The 19,871-nt window shown below is 67.4% G+C and carries 18 protein-coding genes; 3 read left to right on the forward strand and 15 right to left on the reverse strand.

What is annotated here, in order from left to right; genetic code table 11:
- Window positions 1–3: 3 nt before the first annotated feature.
- The 11 genes from AC2FAN_RS14125 to AC2FAN_RS14175 form a co-directional block, all read right to left on the reverse strand.
- Window positions 4–765 carry an ATP-binding cassette domain-containing protein gene (locus tag AC2FAN_RS14125; RefSeq protein ID WP_485174834.1) on the reverse strand — a complete coding sequence of 254 codons (762 nt, stop codon included), beginning with the start codon at window positions 763–765 and terminating at the stop codon, window positions 4–6.
- Window positions 766–900: 135 nt separating this feature from the next.
- Entirely contained in the window at window positions 901–1,821 is a 921-nt protein-coding gene (locus tag AC2FAN_RS14130; RefSeq protein WP_485174836.1) for a sugar ABC transporter substrate-binding protein, read from the reverse strand.
- A 78-nt stretch (window positions 1,822–1,899) separates the two neighbouring features.
- On the reverse strand, window positions 1,900–2,856 hold the full coding sequence (locus tag AC2FAN_RS14135) for an ABC transporter permease (RefSeq protein ID WP_485174838.1): 957 nt from the start codon (window positions 2,854–2,856) through the stop codon (window positions 1,900–1,902).
- Between the two features lies 1 nt (window position 2,857).
- Complete coding sequence (locus AC2FAN_RS14140) at window positions 2,858–3,652, reverse strand: SDR family NAD(P)-dependent oxidoreductase (protein WP_485174840.1); 795 nt, start codon at window positions 3,650–3,652, stop codon at window positions 2,858–2,860.
- Window position 3,653: 1 nt separating this feature from the next.
- Complete coding sequence (locus AC2FAN_RS14145; RefSeq protein ID WP_485174841.1) at window positions 3,654–4,466, reverse strand: BtpA/SgcQ family protein; 813 nt, start codon at window positions 4,464–4,466, stop codon at window positions 3,654–3,656.
- Between the two features lie 12 nt (window positions 4,467–4,478).
- Window positions 4,479–6,008 carry a xylulokinase gene (locus AC2FAN_RS14150; RefSeq protein WP_485174843.1) on the reverse strand — a complete coding sequence of 510 codons (1,530 nt, stop codon included), beginning with the start codon at window positions 6,006–6,008 and terminating at the stop codon, window positions 4,479–4,481.
- Window positions 6,005–6,724: a GntR family transcriptional regulator gene (locus tag AC2FAN_RS14155; protein WP_265050708.1), complete on the reverse strand. Its 720-nt coding sequence runs from the start codon at window positions 6,722–6,724 to the stop codon at window positions 6,005–6,007. Before AC2FAN_RS14155 ends, AC2FAN_RS14150 begins: the two co-directional genes overlap by 4 nt.
- A gap of 50 nt (window positions 6,725–6,774) precedes the next feature.
- The gene (locus AC2FAN_RS14160) at window positions 6,775–7,785 is read right to left on the reverse strand and encodes a Gfo/Idh/MocA family protein (RefSeq protein ID WP_485174845.1); all 1,011 of its coding nucleotides are present in this window, start codon (window positions 7,783–7,785) and stop codon (window positions 6,775–6,777) included.
- Between the two features lie 154 nt (window positions 7,786–7,939).
- Window positions 7,940–8,959 (reverse strand): Gfo/Idh/MocA family protein, encoded by a 1,020-nt coding sequence (locus tag AC2FAN_RS14165; RefSeq protein WP_485174847.1) that lies wholly within the window; start codon window positions 8,957–8,959, stop codon window positions 7,940–7,942.
- Window positions 8,960–8,961: 2 nt separating this feature from the next.
- Window positions 8,962–10,137: an extracellular solute-binding protein gene (locus AC2FAN_RS14170; protein WP_485174849.1), complete on the reverse strand. Its 1,176-nt coding sequence runs from the start codon at window positions 10,135–10,137 to the stop codon at window positions 8,962–8,964.
- A 149-nt stretch (window positions 10,138–10,286) separates the two neighbouring features.
- Entirely contained in the window at window positions 10,287–11,471 is a 1,185-nt protein-coding gene (locus AC2FAN_RS14175; protein WP_485174851.1) for an ROK family protein, read from the reverse strand.
- Window positions 11,472–11,587: 116 nt separating this feature from the next.
- On the opposite strand from AC2FAN_RS14175, the gene AC2FAN_RS14180 reads away from it, so the two are divergent.
- Genes AC2FAN_RS14180 through AC2FAN_RS14190 form a run of 3 tightly spaced genes read left to right on the forward strand, consistent with a single transcriptional unit; the run spans window position 11,588 to window position 14,599 of the window.
- Entirely contained in the window at window positions 11,588–12,334 is a 747-nt protein-coding gene (locus tag AC2FAN_RS14180; protein WP_485174853.1) for a glucosamine-6-phosphate deaminase, read from the forward strand.
- Between the two features lie 2 nt (window positions 12,335–12,336).
- Entirely contained in the window at window positions 12,337–13,371 is a 1,035-nt protein-coding gene (locus tag AC2FAN_RS14185) for an N-acetylglucosamine-6-phosphate deacetylase (RefSeq protein ID WP_485174855.1), read from the forward strand.
- A gap of 34 nt (window positions 13,372–13,405) precedes the next feature.
- Window positions 13,406–14,599 (forward strand): extracellular solute-binding protein, encoded by a 1,194-nt coding sequence (locus tag AC2FAN_RS14190; protein ID WP_485174857.1) that lies wholly within the window; start codon window positions 13,406–13,408, stop codon window positions 14,597–14,599.
- A gap of 119 nt (window positions 14,600–14,718) precedes the next feature.
- On the opposite strand, the gene AC2FAN_RS14195 is transcribed toward AC2FAN_RS14190, so the two are convergent.
- The 4 genes from AC2FAN_RS14195 to AC2FAN_RS14210 are packed head-to-tail and all read right to left on the reverse strand — an operon-like array spanning window position 14,719 to window position 19,849.
- The gene (locus AC2FAN_RS14195; RefSeq protein WP_485174859.1) at window positions 14,719–16,383 is read right to left on the reverse strand and encodes an ABC transporter ATP-binding protein; all 1,665 of its coding nucleotides are present in this window, start codon (window positions 16,381–16,383) and stop codon (window positions 14,719–14,721) included.
- Between the two features lie 50 nt (window positions 16,384–16,433).
- Window positions 16,434–17,252 carry an ABC transporter permease gene (locus AC2FAN_RS14200; protein ID WP_265050699.1) on the reverse strand — a complete coding sequence of 273 codons (819 nt, stop codon included), beginning with the start codon at window positions 17,250–17,252 and terminating at the stop codon, window positions 16,434–16,436.
- Window positions 17,253–17,302: 50 nt separating this feature from the next.
- A complete protein-coding gene (locus tag AC2FAN_RS14205; RefSeq protein WP_265050698.1) occupies window positions 17,303–18,247 on the reverse strand; it encodes an ABC transporter permease in 945 nt (314 codons plus the stop codon).
- A 60-nt stretch (window positions 18,248–18,307) separates the two neighbouring features.
- Complete coding sequence (locus AC2FAN_RS14210; protein WP_265050697.1) at window positions 18,308–19,849, reverse strand: ABC transporter substrate-binding protein; 1,542 nt, start codon at window positions 19,847–19,849, stop codon at window positions 18,308–18,310.
- Between the last annotated feature and the right edge of the window lie 22 nt (window positions 19,850–19,871).

The raw sequence follows: 19,871 nt of genomic DNA on the forward strand, positions 1-19,871 counted from the left end.
GTCTCAGGCCGCCTTGGCGTTGCCGGCCATGATCAGATGGGCGATGTCGTCGGCGGTGAGGTCTCCAAGCGGGCGGTCGACGTATTTGCGCCCGGCGCCCATGATGACGACGCGGTCGGCGAGCGCCACGACATCGCGCATGTTGTGGCTGATCAGGATGACGGTGCGCCCGTCGGCCTTGAGCTTGCGGATGAGGTCGAGCACGAGCGCGCTTTCCTTGACGCCGAGCGCGGCGGTCGGCTCGTCCATGATGATGATCTCGGCGTTCCAGCGCAGCGCCCGCGAGATCGCGACCGCCTGACGCTGCCCGCCGGAGAGCCGCTCGACGGGGCGGGTCATGTCTGTGACGGCGGCGGAGAGCTGCGACAGGTAGCGCTGCGATTCCGCGATCATCCGCTTCTTGTCGAGGATGCGCAGGAAGGGCAGCAGCACCGGCTTGGTCAGCTCCGAGCCCATGAAGACGTTCTGGGCGATGGAGAGGCGCGGGGCGAGCGCGAGGTCCTGATAGATGGTCGCGACACCGTTCTCGAGCGCATCATGCGGCGAGGCGAAGGTGACGGGCTTGCCGCGCAGGCTGATCGTGCCGGCCGACGCCTCCTCCGCGCCGGAAATCACCTTGATCAGGCTCGACTTGCCGGCGCCGTTGTCGCCGCACAAGGCCACGACCTCGCCAGGGAAGATGTCGAGATCAACGTCGCTGACAGCGACGACCGGGCCGTAGCTCTTGCCGATGCCGCGCAGCGAGAGGAGGGGGGTGGGGGTCATGGATGGATCATCCGGGATTGCGGAACGGCTGCCGTCATTCCCGGGCGAAGCAGGCTTCGACCCGGGAAGCTCAGTACGAGAGGGCGCTGGTTTCCGAGATGCTCGGGGCAAGCCCGAGCATGACGGTTCCCGTCCTCACTTCTTCAGGAACTGCTGGACGTTGTTCTTGTCGACCAGCACGGCTTCCGTGAAGAGATAGGGGCCCGACGCGATGGTTTCCTTCGGCTTCTTCTCGACGACGATCGTCTGGATCGCGTCGACGGCCTGCTTGCCCATCTCCTCGAACGGGATCGCAACCGTGGCGACGAAGGTCGAGGCGGGATCGGCGATGCGCTCGTAGCTCTCCTTGCCGCCGTCGACCGAGATCAGCGGTATCTGGCCCTTCTTCACGCCCTGCGCCTGCAGCAGGTCGTCGATGATGTAGGCCTGTCCGTCGAAGGACGCCCAGATGCCGTTGATCTTGCCCTGGTTCTGCAGCAGCAGTGCCTGCATGCCGGCGCGGACGTCGTCGCGCCAGCTCTGGGTGCGCGCCATCGAGAATTTGCCGAGTTCCTTCACCGCCTGGTTCTCGGCGAGCACGGCGTCGAGCAGACGGCCGCGAATACGCGAGGCGACGTTGAGGTCGAAGCGGGCGCTGACGATGTTGCCCTGATAGCCGAGCTGGCCGAGCAGATAGAGCGCGGCCTCGGCGCCGACCTTGTATTCGTTGGTCTGGATGTCGAAGAGCGCGTGCGGGCTCGAACCGGACTGGACCGTGATGACGGGGATCTTGGCGTCCTTGGCCGCCTTGAACTGGGCGTCGGCCTCCACCGGCTTGCCCATGGCGATGATGATGGCGTCGACCTTCTTGGCGATCAGCGCGTCGAACTGCTCGGCGTGCTTCGGCAGCGCGCCTTCCGAGTTCAGCAGCGTGACGCCCCAGCCCTTGGCCTTGGCGGCGGCGGCCGCGGCGTTGGCGACGCGGGCATGCGTCTCCGACGAGAACTGGAAGCCGATGATGCCGACCTCGAAGGCCCCGGCCGGTTGCCCGAGCGCGACGAGCGCGGCGGCGGCCACCAGCATCTTCCTCAAACCAAGACCACTCCTGCCGAACATCGAAACCACTCCCCTCGTTATGGATCGTTTATATCCGCACTAGACCTTGAACGCCGCCTTCTTCATCGCGCTGGCCGAGAAGGCGACCGAACCGATGATGATCGCGCCGAGCACGATGTCCTGAATGTAATAGGGCGCGCCGAGCAGCACCAAGCCGTTGCCGAGCACCTTCAGCACCAGCGCCGCGAAGACCGTGCCCGGTATGTTGGGCTTGCCCGGATCGAACATGGTCATGCCGAGCAGAACGGCGGCGATGGCGTAGAGCAGGTAGTCGCCGGCCATGTTCGGCGCGGCCGAGGACAGGTTGGCCGCCAGCAGGACCGCCATGATGCTGGCGAAGACCCCGGCGAGCAGCAGTCCGATGCGCTTCATCCGCGCCGTTGCGATGCCGGCGAGCCGTGCGGCTTCGTCGGCCTCGCCGGTTGCGACCATATGGGCGCCGGTTCTGGTCCATTTGACGAGGCCCCAGGCGAAGAGCGTGGCGCCGGCCATCCAGAGCACGAGATTTGGGATGCCGAAGCTGTAGCCGCGCGCCAGCCCGGTGAAGCCGACCGGCCAGCGCCCGACGAAGGCGACGCCCTGGGTGATCATGAAGGCGAGGCCCTTGGCGATCGCCGCGGTGCCGAGCGTCATGATCAGCGAGGGGATGCGCAGCACGGTGACGCCGTAGCCGTTGAGCGAGCCGAGCACGATGCCGACGCCAAGTGCCGCCGCGACGGCGACGATGGGCGGATATTGCAATTGCACCAGCCAGCCGCAGACGACCGCGGCCAGGCTCGCCATCTCCGCCACGGAGAGATCGAGCTCCGCCACGGTGAAGGCGAGCGCGAAGCCGAGTGCCAGGATGGCGAGGAAGCTCGTATCCTTCAGCACGTTGATGATGTTGGTGGCGCTTGCGAAGTTCGGCGCGAAGATCAGGAAGAACAGGATCAGCGCCAGCCCGGCGAGAGCCGTGCCGTAGCGCCCGATCACCTCACGCGGGTCGATGCGGCCCAATTCAGGCCCCCTTCGCGATGGTGGAGATCGGCGAGAGAATCTCGATGCCGCCGGTGATCGGGATCAGCGCCCCGGTGACGAAGGCGGCGCCCGGCGAGAGCAGGAAAGCGATCACGTTGGCGACATCCTCGGGCCGTCCTAATCTCCCCAGCGGCGTACGCAGCGCCGCGCCCTCGACCAGCGCGTTGAACTGCTGGGCGAATCCGTTCCTCACCATTGGCGTATCGATGATGCCGGGCGCAACTGCATTCACGCGGATGCCGTGCCGGCCGAGCTGCTGGGCCATGCCGTAGGTCAGTGTCGCGACGCCGCCCTTGGCCGAGCCATAGGCGAGATTGGCGCCGCCATTGGCATGAGCGATCGAGGAGATGTGGACGATCGCGCCGCCTTCGCCTTGATCGATCATCTGCCTGGCGGCGGCCTTCGAGATGCGGAAGACGGCCGAGAGGTTGATGTCGACGAGCCTGTCCCACTCGTCATCCTCCATCTCGACCAATGGCACCGGGCGCGAGGCGCCGGCACCCGTGACGAGATGGTCGAGCCGGCCGAAGCGGGAGGTGGCGAGATCGACGGCGGCCTGCGCGAAGTCGCGCTCGCGGACATCGCCGGCCAGCGTCGCCGTTTCGCCCCCTGCGGCCGCGACCTCGGCGGCCACAGCGTCGAGCCCGGCCGGATCGAGCCCGCAGAGCACGAGGCGATGGCCTGCCGCTGCAAGCGCCAAGGCAAGCGCCGAGCCGATGCCGCCGGAGGCGCCGGTGACGAGGGTGACGGGCTTTGCGGGTGCGGGCCTGTCCATCTCAGGCGGCCTTGCGGGCTTCATAGGCGCGCACCAGCGCCTCGGCGCGCTTCGGGTCGACCGGATTCAGGGTCTGGCGGTCCTTCTTGATCGAGGTGCCGATGATGAAGATCTCGGCGACCTCCGCGAGCCGTGCGATATTCTCCTCGGCGACGCCGGTGCCGACCGCGACGGGCGTGTCCGAGACTTGCTTCGCGACGCGCTCGATCACCGCGATATCGGCCTCCTTGCCGGCAGCGGGCCCGCCGACGCAGACGATATCCGCAAGCCCGATGAAGACCGCGCCGGAGGCGAGCTGCTCGACCGGGCGATTGTCGAGGTTGATCGAGAAGCCCGGCGTGACGTTGCAGATGATGCGGATGTTCTCGGCGCCGAGATTGGCGCGCAGGCGCAGGGCGCGGGCGCCATCCGGCGTCATCATGCCGATATCGCCGGCGAGCAGCCCGGTCAGGAAGGCGCGCACGAAGCGCCCGCCCGTGGCATGGGCGACGGCGATGGAGGCTGGCGGGTCGATCAGCATGTTGACGCCGTGCGGCAGCTTCGTCCGCGCCTGGCATTCGGCGATCACCTCGGTCATCGCCGCGACGACCTCGACCGGCATGTTCGACTCATAGGGCATGTCGGATTCGTTGGTGTAGAGCAGAGCGTGGAAGCCGGCCTCCTCCAGGATCCTGGCTTCTTCCTTCGCCTGGTTGATGATCTTCCGCATGCCGCCGCTGCGGTCGTAGAGCGGCGTGCCGGGCAAGGCGAGCGTATGGACGCAGCCGACCAGCAGGTGGTCGCGGCCATATTCGGTCTGAACGAGGGTCTTCATGGCGTCGGGTCCTTACGGAAGCGATGGCGGGGTATGGATGCCGGGCAGGCTGCCGGCGCTGCGCGAGAGCCCGGCGAGATCTGCCGAGACGGGAGCGAGCGCGGCTTCGGCGCGCCGGAAGACGGAAAAGAGGGCGTCGTAGGCGTCGCGGCGGGCGGGGCTTGGCTCATAGCGGCGGGCAGGAGCGACGAGTGCCTCCTGCGCTGCCGCGAGCGAGGGGAAGCGGCCGAGGCCGGTCCAGGCGATGATGGCGGCGCCGAGCAGGCCGGGTTCCTTCGCCGCGCCGACCACGACCGGGCGGTTGCAGATATCCGCCTTGATCTGCGCCCAGACCGGGTTGGAAGCAGCGCCGCCGCCGAAGCGGATTTCGCCGACCGGGCCACTGAGGGCGGCTTCGGCCCGTTCGAGCACGATGCGGTTGAGGAAGGCGACGCCCTCCAGCACGGCGTAAGCGAGATCGGTCGCGCCGTGCTGGCGGCCGAGGCCGAGGAAGGCGCCGCGCAAAGCCGGATTCCAATAGGGTACGCGCTCACCCTGGAGATAGGGCAGGAAGACGAGCGGCTGCGGATGCCGGCGCCCGGCGAGGAGCCTGCCGATGCCGTCGCCGACGCTGGCGAAACCGGGTTCCGTGCCGTGGAGCAGCGAGACCAGCCAGGCGGCGGTATCGGCACCGTTCTGGCTGGGGCCGCCAAGCTGCCAGAGGCCGCGCCAGTCGACCGTCAGCAGGCCTTCCGCGGCAGCGGCGTTCTCGCCGACGACGCCGAGGACTTCGGTGGTGCCGGAGATGTTGTAGGCGAATCCGGCCCGCATCGCGCCGAGCCCGGTGACGGCGACCCATGTGTCGCTCGACGAGCAGAAGACGGGGACGCCCGCCAGCCGGCCGAGCGCACCCGGCAGACCGGGCTGAACCGGTGCCAGCACCGCACAGGGCTCCAGCACTGGCGGGATGACGGAGGCCGTCAGCCCGATGGCCGCAAGGGGGGCGCCGCTTTCCGTCCCTTCGGTGCAGGCCATGAGCCGGGCCATCGAGACGGGGTCTCCCCCTTGCTTGCCGGTGAGGCGGAAATTGAGCCAATCCTTCGGCTCCAGCACGCTGGCCAGGGCTCTGAAGCACGCGCTTTCTTCCTCGGCCAGCCAGGCGAGGCGAGCCAGCGGGTGGAAGGCGTTGATGCGCTCGGCCTCGGGATGGCTGCCGAGCCGGCCACGCAGCCGCGCCGCCGCGGCTTCCGAACGGGTATCTTTCCAGGTGATGGCCGGCCGGAGCTGGCGCCCGTCACGGCCGAGGAAGACCTGTGTGCGCGTGACGCCGCAGATGGCGATGCCCTCGACCGCGCCGAACAGCTCCGGTTCGGCCTCGGCGAGTTGGTCGGCCGCTTCGCTGAAGATCGTCCACCAGGCTTCGGCATCGACCTCCGACCAGCCCATGCGGTCGATCAGCGTCGGGCCGATGATGACGCTTTCCGCAAGCGTACGGCCCTGCGCGTCGACGAGCGCGGCGCGGAAGCTGGTGCCGCCGAGGTCGCAGGCAAGAACCACACTCATGATGCGGCGCTCCCGACCTGCCGGCGGATGGTGAAGCGGTAGATGTCGCCGCGGATCAGGTTGTCGCTGACCTCGACGACGGCTCCGATCCCATCGCGGGCGACGCGCTGCGAGCGGAAGATCGCCGTGCCGGCGGGGATGCCGAGATGGCCGGCATCCTCGACGCCCGCAGCGAGGGGCTCCAGCGTTTCCTCGACCGTGGCGACATGGATGCCGCGGCATTCGGCGAGATAGCGATAGAGCGAGGCGTTCATCAGCGCGTCCGCCTTCGCCTCGCCGAGCACGGCGGCACCGAGGCGCGAGCGCTGCAGCACGGCCGGCTGATCGTCGAGGCTGCGCAGGCGCAGGAGCTCGACGATGCCGTCTTTGGCGATATCGCCGCCGAACAGCGCGAATTCGGCCGGCGTCGCCCCGCGGGAGGTTAGAGCGAGAACCTGCGTCTTCGGCACGCGGCCCGCCATGCGGGCCTCGCTGTGGAAGTCGACGATGCTGCCGAGATGCTTGGTGATGTGGCGCGGCCGGTAGAAGGTGCCCTTGCCCTGCCGGCGCTCGATCAGCCCCTGGTCCTGCAATTGCTTCAGTGCCGCGCGGATCGTCGTGCGGCTGGCGCCGTAGCGTTCGCAGAGCTCATGCTCCGAGGGAATCGCCCGGGCAGCGTCCCCCCCGGCCGCAAGGCCGAGTTCGAGACTGTGGGCGATCTCCTGATAGCGAACCATGCGGCACTCCCGGCGGGATGCCGTATAGGAAGATACAAATCAGATACAAGTCAAGCGCTGCGGCGCGCTGCCTGCAAAATATCGTCGACGAGCCTTTGCGAGCTCAGCGCCTCCTCACCGGTGACGACGGGGTCGCGGCCTTGCGCGATCGCGTCGATGAAGTCGGCGATGACGGCCCGGTGGGCATCATGCGGGAAGTCCATGATGTTGGCGCCGCTTCCGGTCGAGCCCTCGGCCTCGACGATCTCCTCGCTTCCGTCGAGGAAAGCGAGGCGCAAGCGCCCGCCGATCAGGGCTGCGAAGCCTTTGGTGCCGGTGATCTCGATACGCTCGGGATAGCCGGGATAGGCGGCGGTCGTCGTCACCAGCGTGGCGGGCGCACCATTGCCGGTTTCCAGCAACGCCGAGACGTAGTCCTCGGTCTCCATACGATGGAGCGCGGTGGTGCGAGCCTGTGCCGCGACGACCGTGGAGACGCCGACGAGCGAGCGAAACAGGTCGAGCGAGTGGATCGCCTGCGTCAGCAGCACACCGCCACCATCGCGTGCGAGCGTGCCCCGTCCGGGCTCGTCGTAATAGCTCTGCGGGCGCCACCACGGGACGGAGAGGAAGGCGGCTTCGATCGTGCCGAGTTCGCCCGATTGCAGGGCGGCCTTCAGGCGCAAACTTGCCGGGCGGAAGCGGTGCTGCAGCACGACGCCGAAGGTCTTGCCGGTGCGGCGCGCGGTGTCGACGAGGCGCTGGCCGCGCTCGCTGGTCAATTCCAGCGGCTTCTCGACGAGAACATGTTTGCCGGCTTCAAGGCAGAATGCGGAGACGTCGAGATGGCTGCTCGGCGGGGTCAGGACGATGGCGGCATCGACGGCAGGGTCTGTCAGCACGGCATCGAAATCGGTGGTCGTCGGGAAGGGGAATTGTCTGGCATAGGCTTCGGCGCGATCCGGCGTCCGGCTCACCGCCCAGCGGACATCCGCACGATCGGCGAGGTCGAGCAGGCTTTTGGAGTGCGGCAGGGAAGCCGGGCCGAGCCCGATCACGGCGATGCCGAGCTTGCGTGTCATGTCAGGCGATCCCCGTCCTCGTTAAATCGTTCAACCGCGGTCATCCCGGACAAGCGGCGAAGCCGCGCTGATCCGGGATCCATGCCGGAGCGCTTCCGGCAAAGGTTCAGGCGTGGATCCCGGGTCTCCGCTGCGCTGCGACCCGGGATGACATTCATGCGTTATTCGGTCGAGCCGGCAGCCAGGCCGCCCTCTCCTGCGCCTCCAGCGCGAGCCGACAGACGGTGAAGGCGTGGCGCTGGCTCATCGCGGTTTCGGTCCGCGCGCCGATATCGGCGACCAGATTGCGGAAGTAAGTCAGCGGCTCGCTGGAAGCGTTGATGTGGCGGGTGCCGGCCTTGTCGACCAGGAAGACGTGGTCGGTGCCGGCGCGGCCGGCGATATCGACATATTTGCGCAGCTCGATCGTGCCTTCGGTGCCCAAAATGGTCAGGCGCCCGTCGCCCCAGGTCGACAGCCCGTCGGCGGTGAACCAGTCGACGCGGACATAGCCGCCGGCCCTGTCGCTGCGCAGCAGAACCTCGCCGAAATCCTCGAAGTCGGGCAGATCGGGGATGCCGAAATGGCCGACGCCGGAGGCGATGATCTCGGCGCCCTCCGAGCCGGTGAAATGCAGGAACTGGTCGATCTGGTGCGAGGCGATGTCGGTGAGGATGCCGCCATAATGGCGCTTGTCGAAGAACCAATCCGGCCGGATCGCGCGGTTGAGGCGGTGGGGGCCCACACCAAGCGTCTGTACGACGCGGCCGATCGCGCCATCGGAAATCAATTTGCCGGCTATGATCGTGGCGGGAACGATGAAGCGCTCGGAGAAGCAGATCGAGAAGATCCGCCCGGTCTCTGCGACGGCTTTCTCCACCGCGACAAGCTGATCGAAGCTGGTGACGCCGGGCTTGTCGACCATCACGTCCTTGCCAGCCCGCATGGCGCGGATGGCGATGTCGGCGCGCCCCGCCGGAATGGCGGCACAGACGATCAGGTCGATGGACGCGTCCTCGATCAGCCGGTCGGCCGTGCTCTCCGCCAGATCGGGAAAGCGCTCGCGGAAGCCGGTGAGGACGCGTTCATCGCTGGTCGCGGGGTCGAAGCCGACGCAGGTCGCGCCGGCTTCGAGGAGACCACCGACCATATGGTAGATATGGCGGTGGTCGAGGCCGATGGCGGCAAAGCGCATGGCTACTGGGGAGCTCCGTGGCCGATGCCGATCTCCTGGTCCCAGCGCCGGAAGGCGGCGACGAGGCGCTCGGGCGTCAGCGGCGGGCGGGTCGGCAGGCTGGTGATCAGCCCGTCATATTCCGGCCGGCCATATTCGGCGAGGATGTCGCGGCTTTCCTGCGGCGCCATGGCGAGCGTCACGCCCTTCACGGCCGGGCCAGGATAGAAATAGCCCTTGTCGTAGGTCACGGCCTGCGCCTCGGGCTTGAGCATATGGGCCATCAGCGCGACGAGGGCCGGCATCTTGTCGGCTCCCACGCCCCTGGGGATGCACATGAACTGGGTGTCGGGAATCCAGTGCGTGTTGGCGAGGACGAAGACCTTGGCCTCCTTCGGCACGATGCCGAGGACGCGGGGATTGATGTCCCAGCCCAAGGTCGAGACGATGACGTCGCGCGTGCCTTCGCCGAGCTCCTTCATCGTCGCGGCGGTGCCGCCCGGATAGTAGTCGACGCCGGTGCCGAGCTCCTTGAGATAGGCCCAGCTCTTGTCCCAGCCCTTGATCGGGTCGGTCGGGTCGGCATCGCCGAGGATGTAGGGCAGGCCCATGAGCCAGGTCCAGCCGGGGCCTGAATTGACGGGGCGGGCATAGGTGAAGCGCTTCGGGTTCTGCTTGACGTAGGCGAGCAGGTCCTCGGCCGTCTTCGGCACGCTCTTGAGGCGCTCGGGCGCATATTCGAAGAGCGGGCCCGACGGGGAATACACGACGGCGACGCCTTCGTTCTGGCCGAAGTTGCGCTGCATCATCAGCGCCTGCTCGTGATAGACCTCCTCCGGCTTCGGCAGGTCCTTGGCGTGGGACTTCCACACGTCGACCCAGAGCCCCTGCTGGATGCCGTCCGACATGGCGCCGGGGCCGGTGAGCACGAGGTCGATGTCGACGCGGTTGGCCTGCTGCTGGGCTTTGAGTTTGGCGGGCAGCTCCGGGGAAGGCGCGCGCGAGAAGTTCAGCCGCGAGATCAGCTTCGGATTGTCCTTGGCGAACTTCTCGATGGCCGCCTGCGTCAGCTGCAGGTTGCCGGCTACGTCGATGATGTTGAGTGCCACGGGGGCGCTCTGCGCCAGCGCTCCGCCGGCTTTCAAGGCGGCGAGGCCGGCTGCTCCGGCCATGACGGTACGGCGTGTCGGATAAGTCATGTTCTCTCCCTGGGTTCACGGCTCTCTTGTGTCGATGCCGTCCGCGGCATCGGGAGCTCTAGTCTGGGATACTAGTGCACCACTCGTGCGTGCGCCAGCGCATTCCGCGGCATGGCGGGCATCGGATTGGAGAATATGGCGCGGGTGGATCAGCCCCTTTCCAGCAGCAACGCCTCGGTCGCGCGGCTGAGCAAGGGCGCGGCGGCGCCGTGAATCTCGTAGAGATGGCTGGCTGGCACGCCTGCGAGGTCCGGTACCGCGAAGCCGTCCATCGTGCCTTCGGCGCGGAACAGCGTGTTGAACCGGGCCCAGAGCTGGGGATTGGCGGAGAACGGGCCGCTCACCGCGATCCGCGTGGGGAAGAGCAGGCGGCAGGCATTGGCGAGCGCGCGGGCGAGGAGTTGTGCCGCCGTCTCGATCTCCGGCAGGGCCAGCAGATCGAGACCGGCGAGCTGCCGGGCGAGGCGGATCTCGTCCTGGTCGAGGTCGGGCCAATGGCGCCGCAGCGCCGGCAGCAGCGACCAGAGCGCGGCGCCGGTCTCGAGGCAGGCGGTGTTGCCGCAGCCGCAGGGGCGCCCGTCCAGAGCCGCCAAGCGCCAATGCCCGATCTCGCCGAAGGAACCGGCCGGCGCGAAGGGCTCGCCGTCGACCGCAAAGCTGAGGCCGATGCCCCAGCCCCAGTGCAGCAGGATGGTCCCACCCGCGAATTGCTCGGGCTCGCGCGCGGCGCGGGCCCGCAATTCGGCGTCGAGGTTGCGGCAGATCTCGACCGGACCGGCAACCGGCGCGAGCACCGCGCCGATATCGAGCCCGCGCATGCGTGGCCAGCGCGAGGCCAGCAGCCATTGGCCGCGCTTCAGATCGATCAGGCCGGATAGCGAAACGGCGGTGCCGGCATGGCTCATGCCGGGTGGCATCGCGTCGAGCAGGTCGCGCGCCAGCTCCGCCATGGCCTCGGCGATCGCGGCATTGTCGGCTTGGCCGGCGATGGCGCGGCGGCGTTCGGCGACGAGATGGCCGTTGAGATCGACCAATGCGCCCGAGAGGGACTGGCTGGAGACATAGATGACGGAAGCGCCGATGCGGCGGGTATGGGCGACGAGGATCGCCGGCGGCCGCCCGCGTCCGGCGGCCTCGCCGACGGTCTCGATGACGAGGCGGCGCGCGATGAGATCGCCGACGACGCGGGAGACGCTGGTCGAGCGCAGTTCGAGCATGCGGCCGATATCGGTGCGCGAATGGGCCTGGCCGTTCAGGATCAGCCGGTAGATGCGCGCGCAGTCCCGATCATGGGCGAGGGACAGGCGGTTCTCGTCGAGGGTCAGCAGCGACACGGCAGGCTCTATTAAGAACGGTTGCGTTCAAAATTAATCATTGCGTTTCGGGCTGAGCTTCATAAGCTCGTTGCTAGAATATCGAAAATTTCCTGACGTAAAAGGTTCAAAAATCGATGATCGAGATGCATCTCGCCTCCGACAAGGAGACGCTCGGCCGGCAGGCAGCGGCGCTCGGAGCGCAGGCGATCCGGGATGAGCTTGCCCGCCACGGCGAGGCGACGATCATCGTGGCGACCGGCGCGAGCCAGTTCGAGATGCTGCAGCACCTCGTGGCGGCCGAGGGCATCGACTGGTCCAAAGTCACGGCGTTCCATCTCGACGAATATGTCGGCCTGAGCGAGAGCCATCCGGCAAGCTTCCGCCGCTATCTGCGCGAGCGTTTCATGGCGCCGCTCAACGACGCGCCGCGCTTCATCCCCGTCGACGGCGAGGGCGACCCGCAGGCGGCGGTGGAGCAGCTCAATACGCTGATCGCTGGCCGGCGCATCGCCGTCTGCTTCGCCGGGATCGGCGAGAACTGCCACCTTGCCTTCAACGACCCGCCGGCCGATTTCGAGACCGAGCAACCCTATCTGGTGGTGACGCTGGACGAGGCCTGCCGGCAACAGCAATTCGGCGAGGGCTGGTTCCCGAGCTTCGAGGCCGTGCCGCAACAGGCGATCTCGATGAGCATCCGCCAGATCCTGAAGAGCGAATTGATCATCCTGGCGGTGTCCGACACGCGCAAGGCCGAGGCCGCCAAGGCCGCGCTGGAAGGGCCGGTGAGCAATCTGGCGCCCGCCTCGATCCTGCAGACGCATAAGCGTACCGTGCTGTTCATCGATCCGGCCGCCGCGTCTCTGCTGAGCCGGAAGGGCTGACGATGCGCACGCCCGGTCTCGTCGATCTGCAGGTCAACGGCTTTGCCGGAGTGGACTTCAACTCCGGCACGATCACGGCCGCCGAACTGGACCGGGCGCTGGAGGCGATGCTGGCGACGGGCGTCACCATCTGCCTGCCGACGATCATCACCGCGCATCCGCAGGAGCTGGAAGAGCGCTTCCGAGCGCTCGACAGGGCGGTCAGCGAGAGCCGGCTCGGGCGGCTGATGTGCCCGGGCTATCACCTCGAAGGGCCGTTCCTGAACCCGTCCGCCGGCTATGCGGGCTGCCATCCGCCGGAGGCGATGACGGCCGCAACCGCCAAACTGGTCGCGCATCTCGAAACCTTGCTGTCGCGGCCGATCCTGATGGTGACGCTGGCGCCGGAGGTCGAGGGCGGCGTCGCGCTTGCCGGCAAGCTGGCGGGAATGGGCAAGGTTGTCGCCATCGGGCATTCCGCCGCGGATTTCGAGACCGTCGCGGCCGCTGCCGATGCAGGCGCGACGCTCTCGACCCATCTCGGCAACGGCCTGCCGCAGCAATTGCACAAGCTCGTCAATCCGCTTTTCGCGCAGCTCGCGGAAGATCGGCTCATGGCGGGCTTCATCGCGGATGGCATCCATATCCACCCGAAAGCCCTCAAGAGCCTGATCCGGGCCAAGGGGTTCGAACGCTCGATCCTCGTCACCGATGCGGTGGTCGCAGCGGGCGCCGTGCCGGGGCGCTACAGCTTCGCCGGCATGCCGGTCGACCTCGCTGCCGATGGCTCGGTGCGCCAGCCGGGCGGCGCTTCGCTGGCGGGCTCGGCGCTGAAGCTCGACGATGCCGTGCGCAACGTCGTGTCCTGGGGCCTCGCGACGCCGGAGGAGGCGGTCGCCATGGCCTCGACCCATGCGCTGGCCTGCATCGCCGCAGCGCTCCAAGCGGCGGGCGTCGCCCTGCCGAAGAGCGAGATCGAATGGTCGCCGGAGCTGCACGTCCGCAGCGCGCGGATCGGCGACCTCACCCGCGACTTCGCCGCCCATGCGGCAGCCTGAAGACGTCACCATCCAAAGCAAGAAGGGGAGAACAATGACTGAATTTTCCAAGGGCGTGGATCGCCGCACCGTTCTGGGCGGGCTCGGCGCGTTGACCGTCGGCGGCAGCGGCGCCTTCGCCGCCTCGCCGCCGCTGCCTTCGGCACCGGTCGGCATCAACATCATCGATGTCGGCGGCGCGCTGGCGCTGATGCAGCAGGCCTTCGACGATTATCGCAGCGCCAATCCCAAGCTGGTCTCGCGCATCACCTATGTGAAGGCGCCGGCGCCCGAGCTGGCGAGCAAGATCAAGGCGCAACAGGATGCGGGCCGCGCCGATCTCGACCTCATCCTGACCGGCTCCGACGGTCTCGCTGCCGGGCTGGAGCAGAATCTCTGGCTCAAGATCTTCCCGGATTTCGCCGACAAATTCCCGAAGATCGAGGAGAATTACGAGCCGGCGGCGCTCAATCTGCACAAGGCGCAGGGCGCGGGCTTCGGCACGGTGGTGAACTACTACCCCTCCGGCCCGCTGCTCGAATACATGCCGGACCGCGTCAAGCAGGTGCCGACCACGGCGGAAGAGCTGCTGGCCTGGGCCAAGGCCAACCCCAACAAGTTCATGTATGCGCGCCCGACCAATTCCGGCCCGGGCCGCACCTTCATGATGGGCCTGCCCTATCTGCTTGGCGACAAGGACCCGCAGGATCCGGTCAATGGCTGGGACAAGACCTGGGCTTATCTGCAGGAACTCGGCGAGCACATCGAGTATTATCCGGCCGGCACCGGCGCGACGATGAAGGAGTTCGGCGACGGCTCGCGCGACATCATCATCTCGACGACGGGCTGGGACATCAACCCGCGCGCGCTCGGCATCGTGCCGAAGGAAGCGAAGATCCAGACGCTGAAGGGCTTCCACTGGGTCTCGGACGCATTCTTCATGTGCGTACCGAAGGGCATTCCGAACGATCGCCTCGCCGTCGTGCTCGACATCATGGCGCATGTGCTGACGCCGAAGATGCAGGCCTATTCCTATGACGAGGGCTATCTCTATCCGGGCCCGGCGGTGAAGGACGTGCCGCTCTCACTGGCGCCGAAGCGCAGCCAGGACGTGATCGCGGAGTTCGGCCGGCCCGAATATGCCGATCTGATCGCCAAGAACCCGATCGAGCTGCCGCTGAAGCCCGACAAGATGGTCGTCGCGTTCCGCAAATGGGACGAGCTGGTCGGCGCCAAGCGCAAGCGCTGAGTTATTCTACGCCGTCGTTCCCGGGCGTCGCATCAGCGGCGACCCGGGAATTTTCGGGCGAGAAGGCTGGAGCCTCCTCCGGCATGAGATGCTCAGGTCTGGCCCGAGCATCGCGCAATTCAGGCTGAGGCCGGCGCCTCGGCCTCGCCCAGCCGCCAGAACAGCCTGACGCCGCCGTCTTCGGTGCTTTCGAGGCCGGGAACGGCGGCAAGCAGCTTGCGCGTATAGGCGTGCTGCGGATTGTCGAAGATGTCGTCGCGGGGACCTTCCTCGACGATGCGGCCGTCCTGCATGACGATGACGCGGTCGGCGACCTGCTCGACCACGCCGAGATCATGGCTGATGAACAGGCAGGAGAAGCCGTGCTTCTTCTGCAATTCGTCGAAGAGCTCGAGCACCTGCGCGCGGACGGTGACGTCGAGCGCCGAGACCGGCTCGTCGGCGATCACGAAGCCCGGCCGGCGCACGATGGCACGCGCGATCGCGATGCGCTGGCGCTGGCCGCCGGAGAGCTCGTGCGGATAGCGGTCAGCGAAGCCGTCCTTCAGACCGACCTCGGTGAGAACCTCGGCGACGCGCGCCTTCCTGTCGGCCGGAGTCATGTCCGGTACGAGGCGCAGCGGCTCGGCGACGAGCTGGCCGATGGTCATGCGCGGGTCGAGCGAGGAATAGGGGTCCTGGAAGACCATCTGGCAGTTCAGCCGATAGTCCCAATAGGCCGTCTCGCTCCGGGTGATCGGTTTGCCATTGAAGCGGATCTCGCCGCCGGCCGGCTTCACCAGCCCGGCGATCGACTGGCCGAGCGTGGTCTTGCCCGAGCCCGAGCCGCCGACCACGGCGACGACCTCGCCCGGCTGGACGTCGAGGCTGATGCCGTGAAGCGCGCGCTTGGCTGCCTCCTTGCGGAAGAAGCCCTGCCGGCCGGGATATTCGACGACGAGGTCGCGCACCGAGACGATCGGCGTCTTTGCCTGCGGCAGGAGTCGCGCCGGCAGCCGATGCGGCATCGCCGAGAGCAGCTTGCGCGTATAGGGGTGCTGCGGCCGGGCGAGCAGGTCCTCGGCCTTGCCCTGCTCGACCACGTCGCCCTGGCACATCACGACGATGCGGCTGCAATAGCGCGCGACCATGCCGAGATCATGCGAGATCAGCAGCACGGCGGTGTCGTTGGCCTTGGTCAGGTCGACCATCAGCTCCATCACGTCGCGCTGGACGACGGCGTCGAGGGCCGTGGTCGGCTCGTCGGCAAGCAGCAGCGCCGGCTTCAGCAGCATCACCGAGGCCAGCATGATGCGCTGGCGCATGCCGCCGGAGAACTGGTGCGGATAGGCGGTGAGCGCTCCTTCCGGATCGCGCAGGCCGACGCGGCGGAGCATGTCGAGGATCAGCGCGCGGCGCTGGGCCGCGTCGAGCTTGCGGTGCAGCGCCAGGCCCTCGTCGAGCTGGCGGCCGATCAGCATCGACGGGTTGAGCGAGGTCATCGGCTCCTGGAAGACCATGCCGACGCGGGAGCCGCGCATGGCGCGCAGGTCCTTGCCGCTCATCGCCATGACATCCTGCCCGTCGAAGCGGATGGTGCCGGAGGTGAGCGCGACTGCCGGCGGGATGAAGCCCATCACGGCGCGGGCGGCGAGCGTCTTGCCCGAGCCGGATTCGCCGACGATGCCGACGATCTCGCCGGGGAAGACCTGGAAGGAGACGTCGTTGACGACGCTGCGGCCGGAGGCGCCGATCTTGAGCGTCAGCCCGGAGACGTCGAGGAGGGGAGCGGCGCTCTTGTTCACCGCGTTGTCTTGACGCGAACCGATGCCCACTTCGCTTGAAAACGCTTGTGTCATCGCGAGCCCCTCATCCGCGGGTCGAGCCTGTCGCGCACGGCGTCGCCGAGCAGGTTGATGCCGAGCAGGGTCAGCGAGATGCACAGGCCCGGGAAGATGCCGAGCCAGACGGCCTGGCCGATATAGGGCCTGGAGCCGGCGAGCATGTTGCCCCAGGTCGGGGCCGGCGGCGGCACGCCGAGGCCGAGGAAGGAGAGCGCGCTCTCGGCCAGCAGCACATAGCCGAACATCGAGGTCGCCAGCACGGTCAGCGGCGCGATGCAGTTCGGCAGGATATGGCGGGCCATGGTGAAGGCCTCGGAGTTGCCCATGACGCGGGAGGCGGCGATGAACTCGCGCTCGCGCAGCGAGAGCACCGTGCCGCGCACGACGCGGGCGACCGAGGGCGTGTAGGCGATGCCGAGCGCGACGATGATGCCGTATTTGTTGGCCCCGACGACCGCGAGCAGGCCGAGCGCCAGCAGGATGCCGGGGAAGGCGAGCAGCGCATCGTTGAAGGCCATGATCACCCGGTCGATCCAGCCGCGCATATAGCCGGAGAACAGGCCGATCAGCGTGCCGAAGACGACGGCGAGCGAGACGGTGAGCAGGCTGATCCAGACCGAGGTCGCGGCGCCCGCCATCAGGCGCGAGAGCACGTCGCGGCCGAATTCGTCGGTGCCGAGCCAATGGGCGGCGCCGGGCGCCACGAGCTTCTCGCGGAAGGAGAGCTTGAGCGGATCGTAGGGCGTCCAGAGCGCGCCGGTGCCGGCGGCGGCGAGAAGGATGCCGATCAGCGTGCCGCCGACGATCGCATTGGGGGCGGGGAGTTTCATTCGGCCGGGCTTCTTCATGGTGCCGCCACCGCTCGTTGTGCTGTCGCTGCTCATTGCGCAGCCACCCTTGGATCGAAGACCGGATAGCAGAGGTCGATGACGAGGTTCACCAGCACATAGGTGAAGGCGACGAAGAGCATGCAGCCCTGGATCACGGGGTAGTCGCGCGCGAAAATCGCATCGACCAGGAGGCGTCCGAGGCCGGGGATGGTGAAGACCGTCTCGACCACCGCGATGCCGCCGAGCAGGTTGCCGAGCACGAGGCCGATCAGCGTCCAGGTCGGGCCGAAGGCGTTCTTGAAGGCATGGCGCCACAGCACCGCGCTCTCGGAGAGGCCCTTGGCGCGGGCATGGGTGATGTAGTCGAGCCTGAGCACTTCCAGCGTCGAGGCGCGCGCCATGCGCAGGATCACGCCGATCTCGTGCAGGAACAGCGTCATGATCGGCATGACGAGGTAGAGAATGCCGGCCCAGGGGTTCTCGGCGATCGAGACATAGCCGACGACGGGCAGCCATTCGAGCTTGAGGCCGAAGAAGAGCAGGAGCAGCAGGCCGAGCCAGAAGGTCGGGATCGAAAGCAGCAGCGTCGCCGTGGCGACGAGGCCGAGATCGATCGGCGTGTCCTGCTTCCAGGCGGCGATCACGCCGGCCGGCACGGCGACGAAGCTTGCCAGCAGCACGGCGACGAGCACGATCTGCGCTGATATCCAGAAGCGCTGCAGGATGAGCGGCAGCACGGCCTGCTGCGACGAGATCGACTGGCCGAAATCACCGGTCAATACCTTGCCGAACCAGATGCCGAACTGCGCCGGCAGGCTCTGGTCGAGGCCGAGCCGGGCGCGCAGGTCGGCCAGGCTCGCGGGCGTCGCCAGGTCGCCCAGCATCAGCTGGGCGGGATCGCCGGGAATCAGCCGGATCAGGACGAAAACCGAGACCGACACGATCAGCAGTGTCGGCAACGCCATCGCGATCCGCGTCAACGCAAATCGAAACATCGAAGACCCTCCCAAGCCTTGTTGCCGGCCCCGTCCGATGCCGCGGCCGGCTGCGCCGCCTTACTTCGCGACGCCGACTTCCCAGAGCCGCAGCTGCGACGCCCACGGCGTCACGCCGGTCACGCGCTTCGAATGGGCGATGATGTCGAGGTCGTTATGGGTGAAGATGGTCGGCACCTGATCGATGAAGCGCTTGTGCAGCTCGTCGAAGATCTTCTGGCGCTCGGCCGTGTCGGTCACCACCATCGACTTCTGGATCAGGTCGAGCGCTTCGGGATCCTCCCAGACCTTGCGCGGCTGCTTGTCCTTCGGGCCGGCGATCTGCTCGAAGCCCAGCGCAGGGTCGAAGCGGCTCGAATAGGAGAATGCCTGGATCTGGTAGTTGCCCTTGTTGTAGCGGTCGAGCTGCGTCGCCCATTCCAGCACCTCGATCTCGGCGTTGATGCCGGCCGCCTGCATCATCGCCTGCGCGATGACGGCGGTGTTGAAGCTCGGCACGCTCGAGCGCTTGTTGGCGAGGATCACGATCTTCTCGCCCTTGTAGCCGGCCTTCTGCAGCAGGGCCTTGGCCGCGGCGGGGTCGTATTTGAAGCCCTGCTTCTCTGCCTCGCCGTAATATTTCGAGGTCGTGTAGACCGGCGAGTTGTTGGGCTTGCCGAGGCCGTTGCTGACATTGGCGACGAGCTCGGGGAAATCGATCGACGCGGCGATCGCCTGACGCAGGGCCTGGTTCTTCAGGAGCGGATCGCGGGTCTGGATGATGAGGCTGTGCCGGACCGGATTAGGGGCGATCGCGAGCGCGACGTTGGGCGCGCCCTTGAGGTCGGGCACGTCCGATTCCGGCATCAGCGCCATGTCGAGCGAGCCTGCGAGCAGGCCTGCCTTCACCGTCGCGGCGTCGGGGATGACCATGAAGCGGGCTTCCTTCACCAGCGGGCGCTTGGAGCCGATATAGCCGTCGCGCTTGTCGCCCTTGGGCGATGTGTACTGGTCGAAGGCGAGGAGCTGGACCGACTGGGCGCGCTTCCATTCGCCGAGCATGAAGGGACCGGTGCCGATGGGCTTGTCCCAGCTGCCGTCGGCCTTCACAGAGTCCTTGTGGATGACGGCCGTGCCACCGCAGTCGGCGCGGGCGAGCGAGTCGAGGAAAAGACCGTTCGGCTCGTTGATCTCCATAACGAACGTGTCGGCATCCGGAGCGGTGGCCGAGACGACCTTGAGGCCGTTGCGACCGTCGAAATCGGAGAGACAGCGCCAATCGGTCTTCGGGTCCATGTAGCGGGTCCAGCTCCACAGCGCGTCCGCCGAGGTCATCGTGGCGCCGTTGTGGAACTTCACGCCCTTGCGCAGGCGGAAGGTATAGGTCTTGCCGTCCGCGGAGATGTCGACCTTCTCGGCGAGCAGCGGGCCGACCGAACCGTCTTCGGCATAGCCGACGAGCCCCTCGACGAAGTGCAGCACGACCGCGTCGGTGTTGCCGTCCCGGTTCACGCCGGGATTGGTCGAGCGGATATCGGCATTGAGCACGGCTGTCAGCGTTTGCGCGTGCACCGCGCCCGCCGAGAAGGCGAGCGCGAGGGCGGAAGCGAGCAGGCGGTTCATGGTCATTCCCCTGTTGTCGTGG

The organism is Allobosea sp. RIT-PG3_2, assembly GCF_057321085.1.

What these genes read in the sequence shown, in the direction of transcription:
- AC2FAN_RS14125 (WP_485174834.1), bottom strand. Translation starts at nt 765, where the DNA reads ATGACCCCCACCCCCCTCCTCTCGCTGCGCGGCATCGGCAAGAGCTAC.
- AC2FAN_RS14140 (WP_485174840.1), bottom strand. Translation starts at nt 3,652, where the DNA reads ATGGACAGGCCCGCACCCGCAAAGCCCGTCACCCTCGTCACCGGCGCC.
- AC2FAN_RS14145 (WP_485174841.1), bottom strand. Translation starts at nt 4,466, where the DNA reads ATGAAGACCCTCGTTCAGACCGAATATGGCCGCGACCACCTGCTGGTC.
- AC2FAN_RS14150 (WP_485174843.1), bottom strand. Translation starts at nt 6,008, where the DNA reads ATGAGTGTGGTTCTTGCCTGCGACCTCGGCGGCACCAGCTTCCGCGCC.
- AC2FAN_RS14155 (WP_265050708.1), bottom strand. Translation starts at nt 6,724, where the DNA reads ATGGTTCGCTATCAGGAGATCGCCCACAGTCTCGAACTCGGCCTTGCG.
- AC2FAN_RS14160 (WP_485174845.1), bottom strand. Translation starts at nt 7,785, where the DNA reads ATGACACGCAAGCTCGGCATCGCCGTGATCGGGCTCGGCCCGGCTTCC.
- AC2FAN_RS14165 (WP_485174847.1), bottom strand. Translation starts at nt 8,959, where the DNA reads ATGCGCTTTGCCGCCATCGGCCTCGACCACCGCCATATCTACCATATG.
- AC2FAN_RS14170 (WP_485174849.1), bottom strand. Translation starts at nt 10,137, where the DNA reads ATGACTTATCCGACACGCCGTACCGTCATGGCCGGAGCAGCCGGCCTC.
- AC2FAN_RS14180 (WP_485174853.1), top strand. Translation starts at nt 11,588, where the DNA reads ATGATCGAGATGCATCTCGCCTCCGACAAGGAGACGCTCGGCCGGCAG.
- AC2FAN_RS14185 (WP_485174855.1), top strand. Translation starts at nt 12,337, where the DNA reads ATGCGCACGCCCGGTCTCGTCGATCTGCAGGTCAACGGCTTTGCCGGA.
- AC2FAN_RS14190 (WP_485174857.1), top strand. Translation starts at nt 13,406, where the DNA reads ATGACTGAATTTTCCAAGGGCGTGGATCGCCGCACCGTTCTGGGCGGG.
- AC2FAN_RS14200 (WP_265050699.1), bottom strand. Translation starts at nt 17,252, where the DNA reads ATGAAACTCCCCGCCCCCAATGCGATCGTCGGCGGCACGCTGATCGGC.
- AC2FAN_RS14205 (WP_265050698.1), bottom strand. Translation starts at nt 18,247, where the DNA reads ATGTTTCGATTTGCGTTGACGCGGATCGCGATGGCGTTGCCGACACTG.
- AC2FAN_RS14210 (WP_265050697.1), bottom strand. Translation starts at nt 19,849, where the DNA reads ATGAACCGCCTGCTCGCTTCCGCCCTCGCGCTCGCCTTCTCGGCGGGC.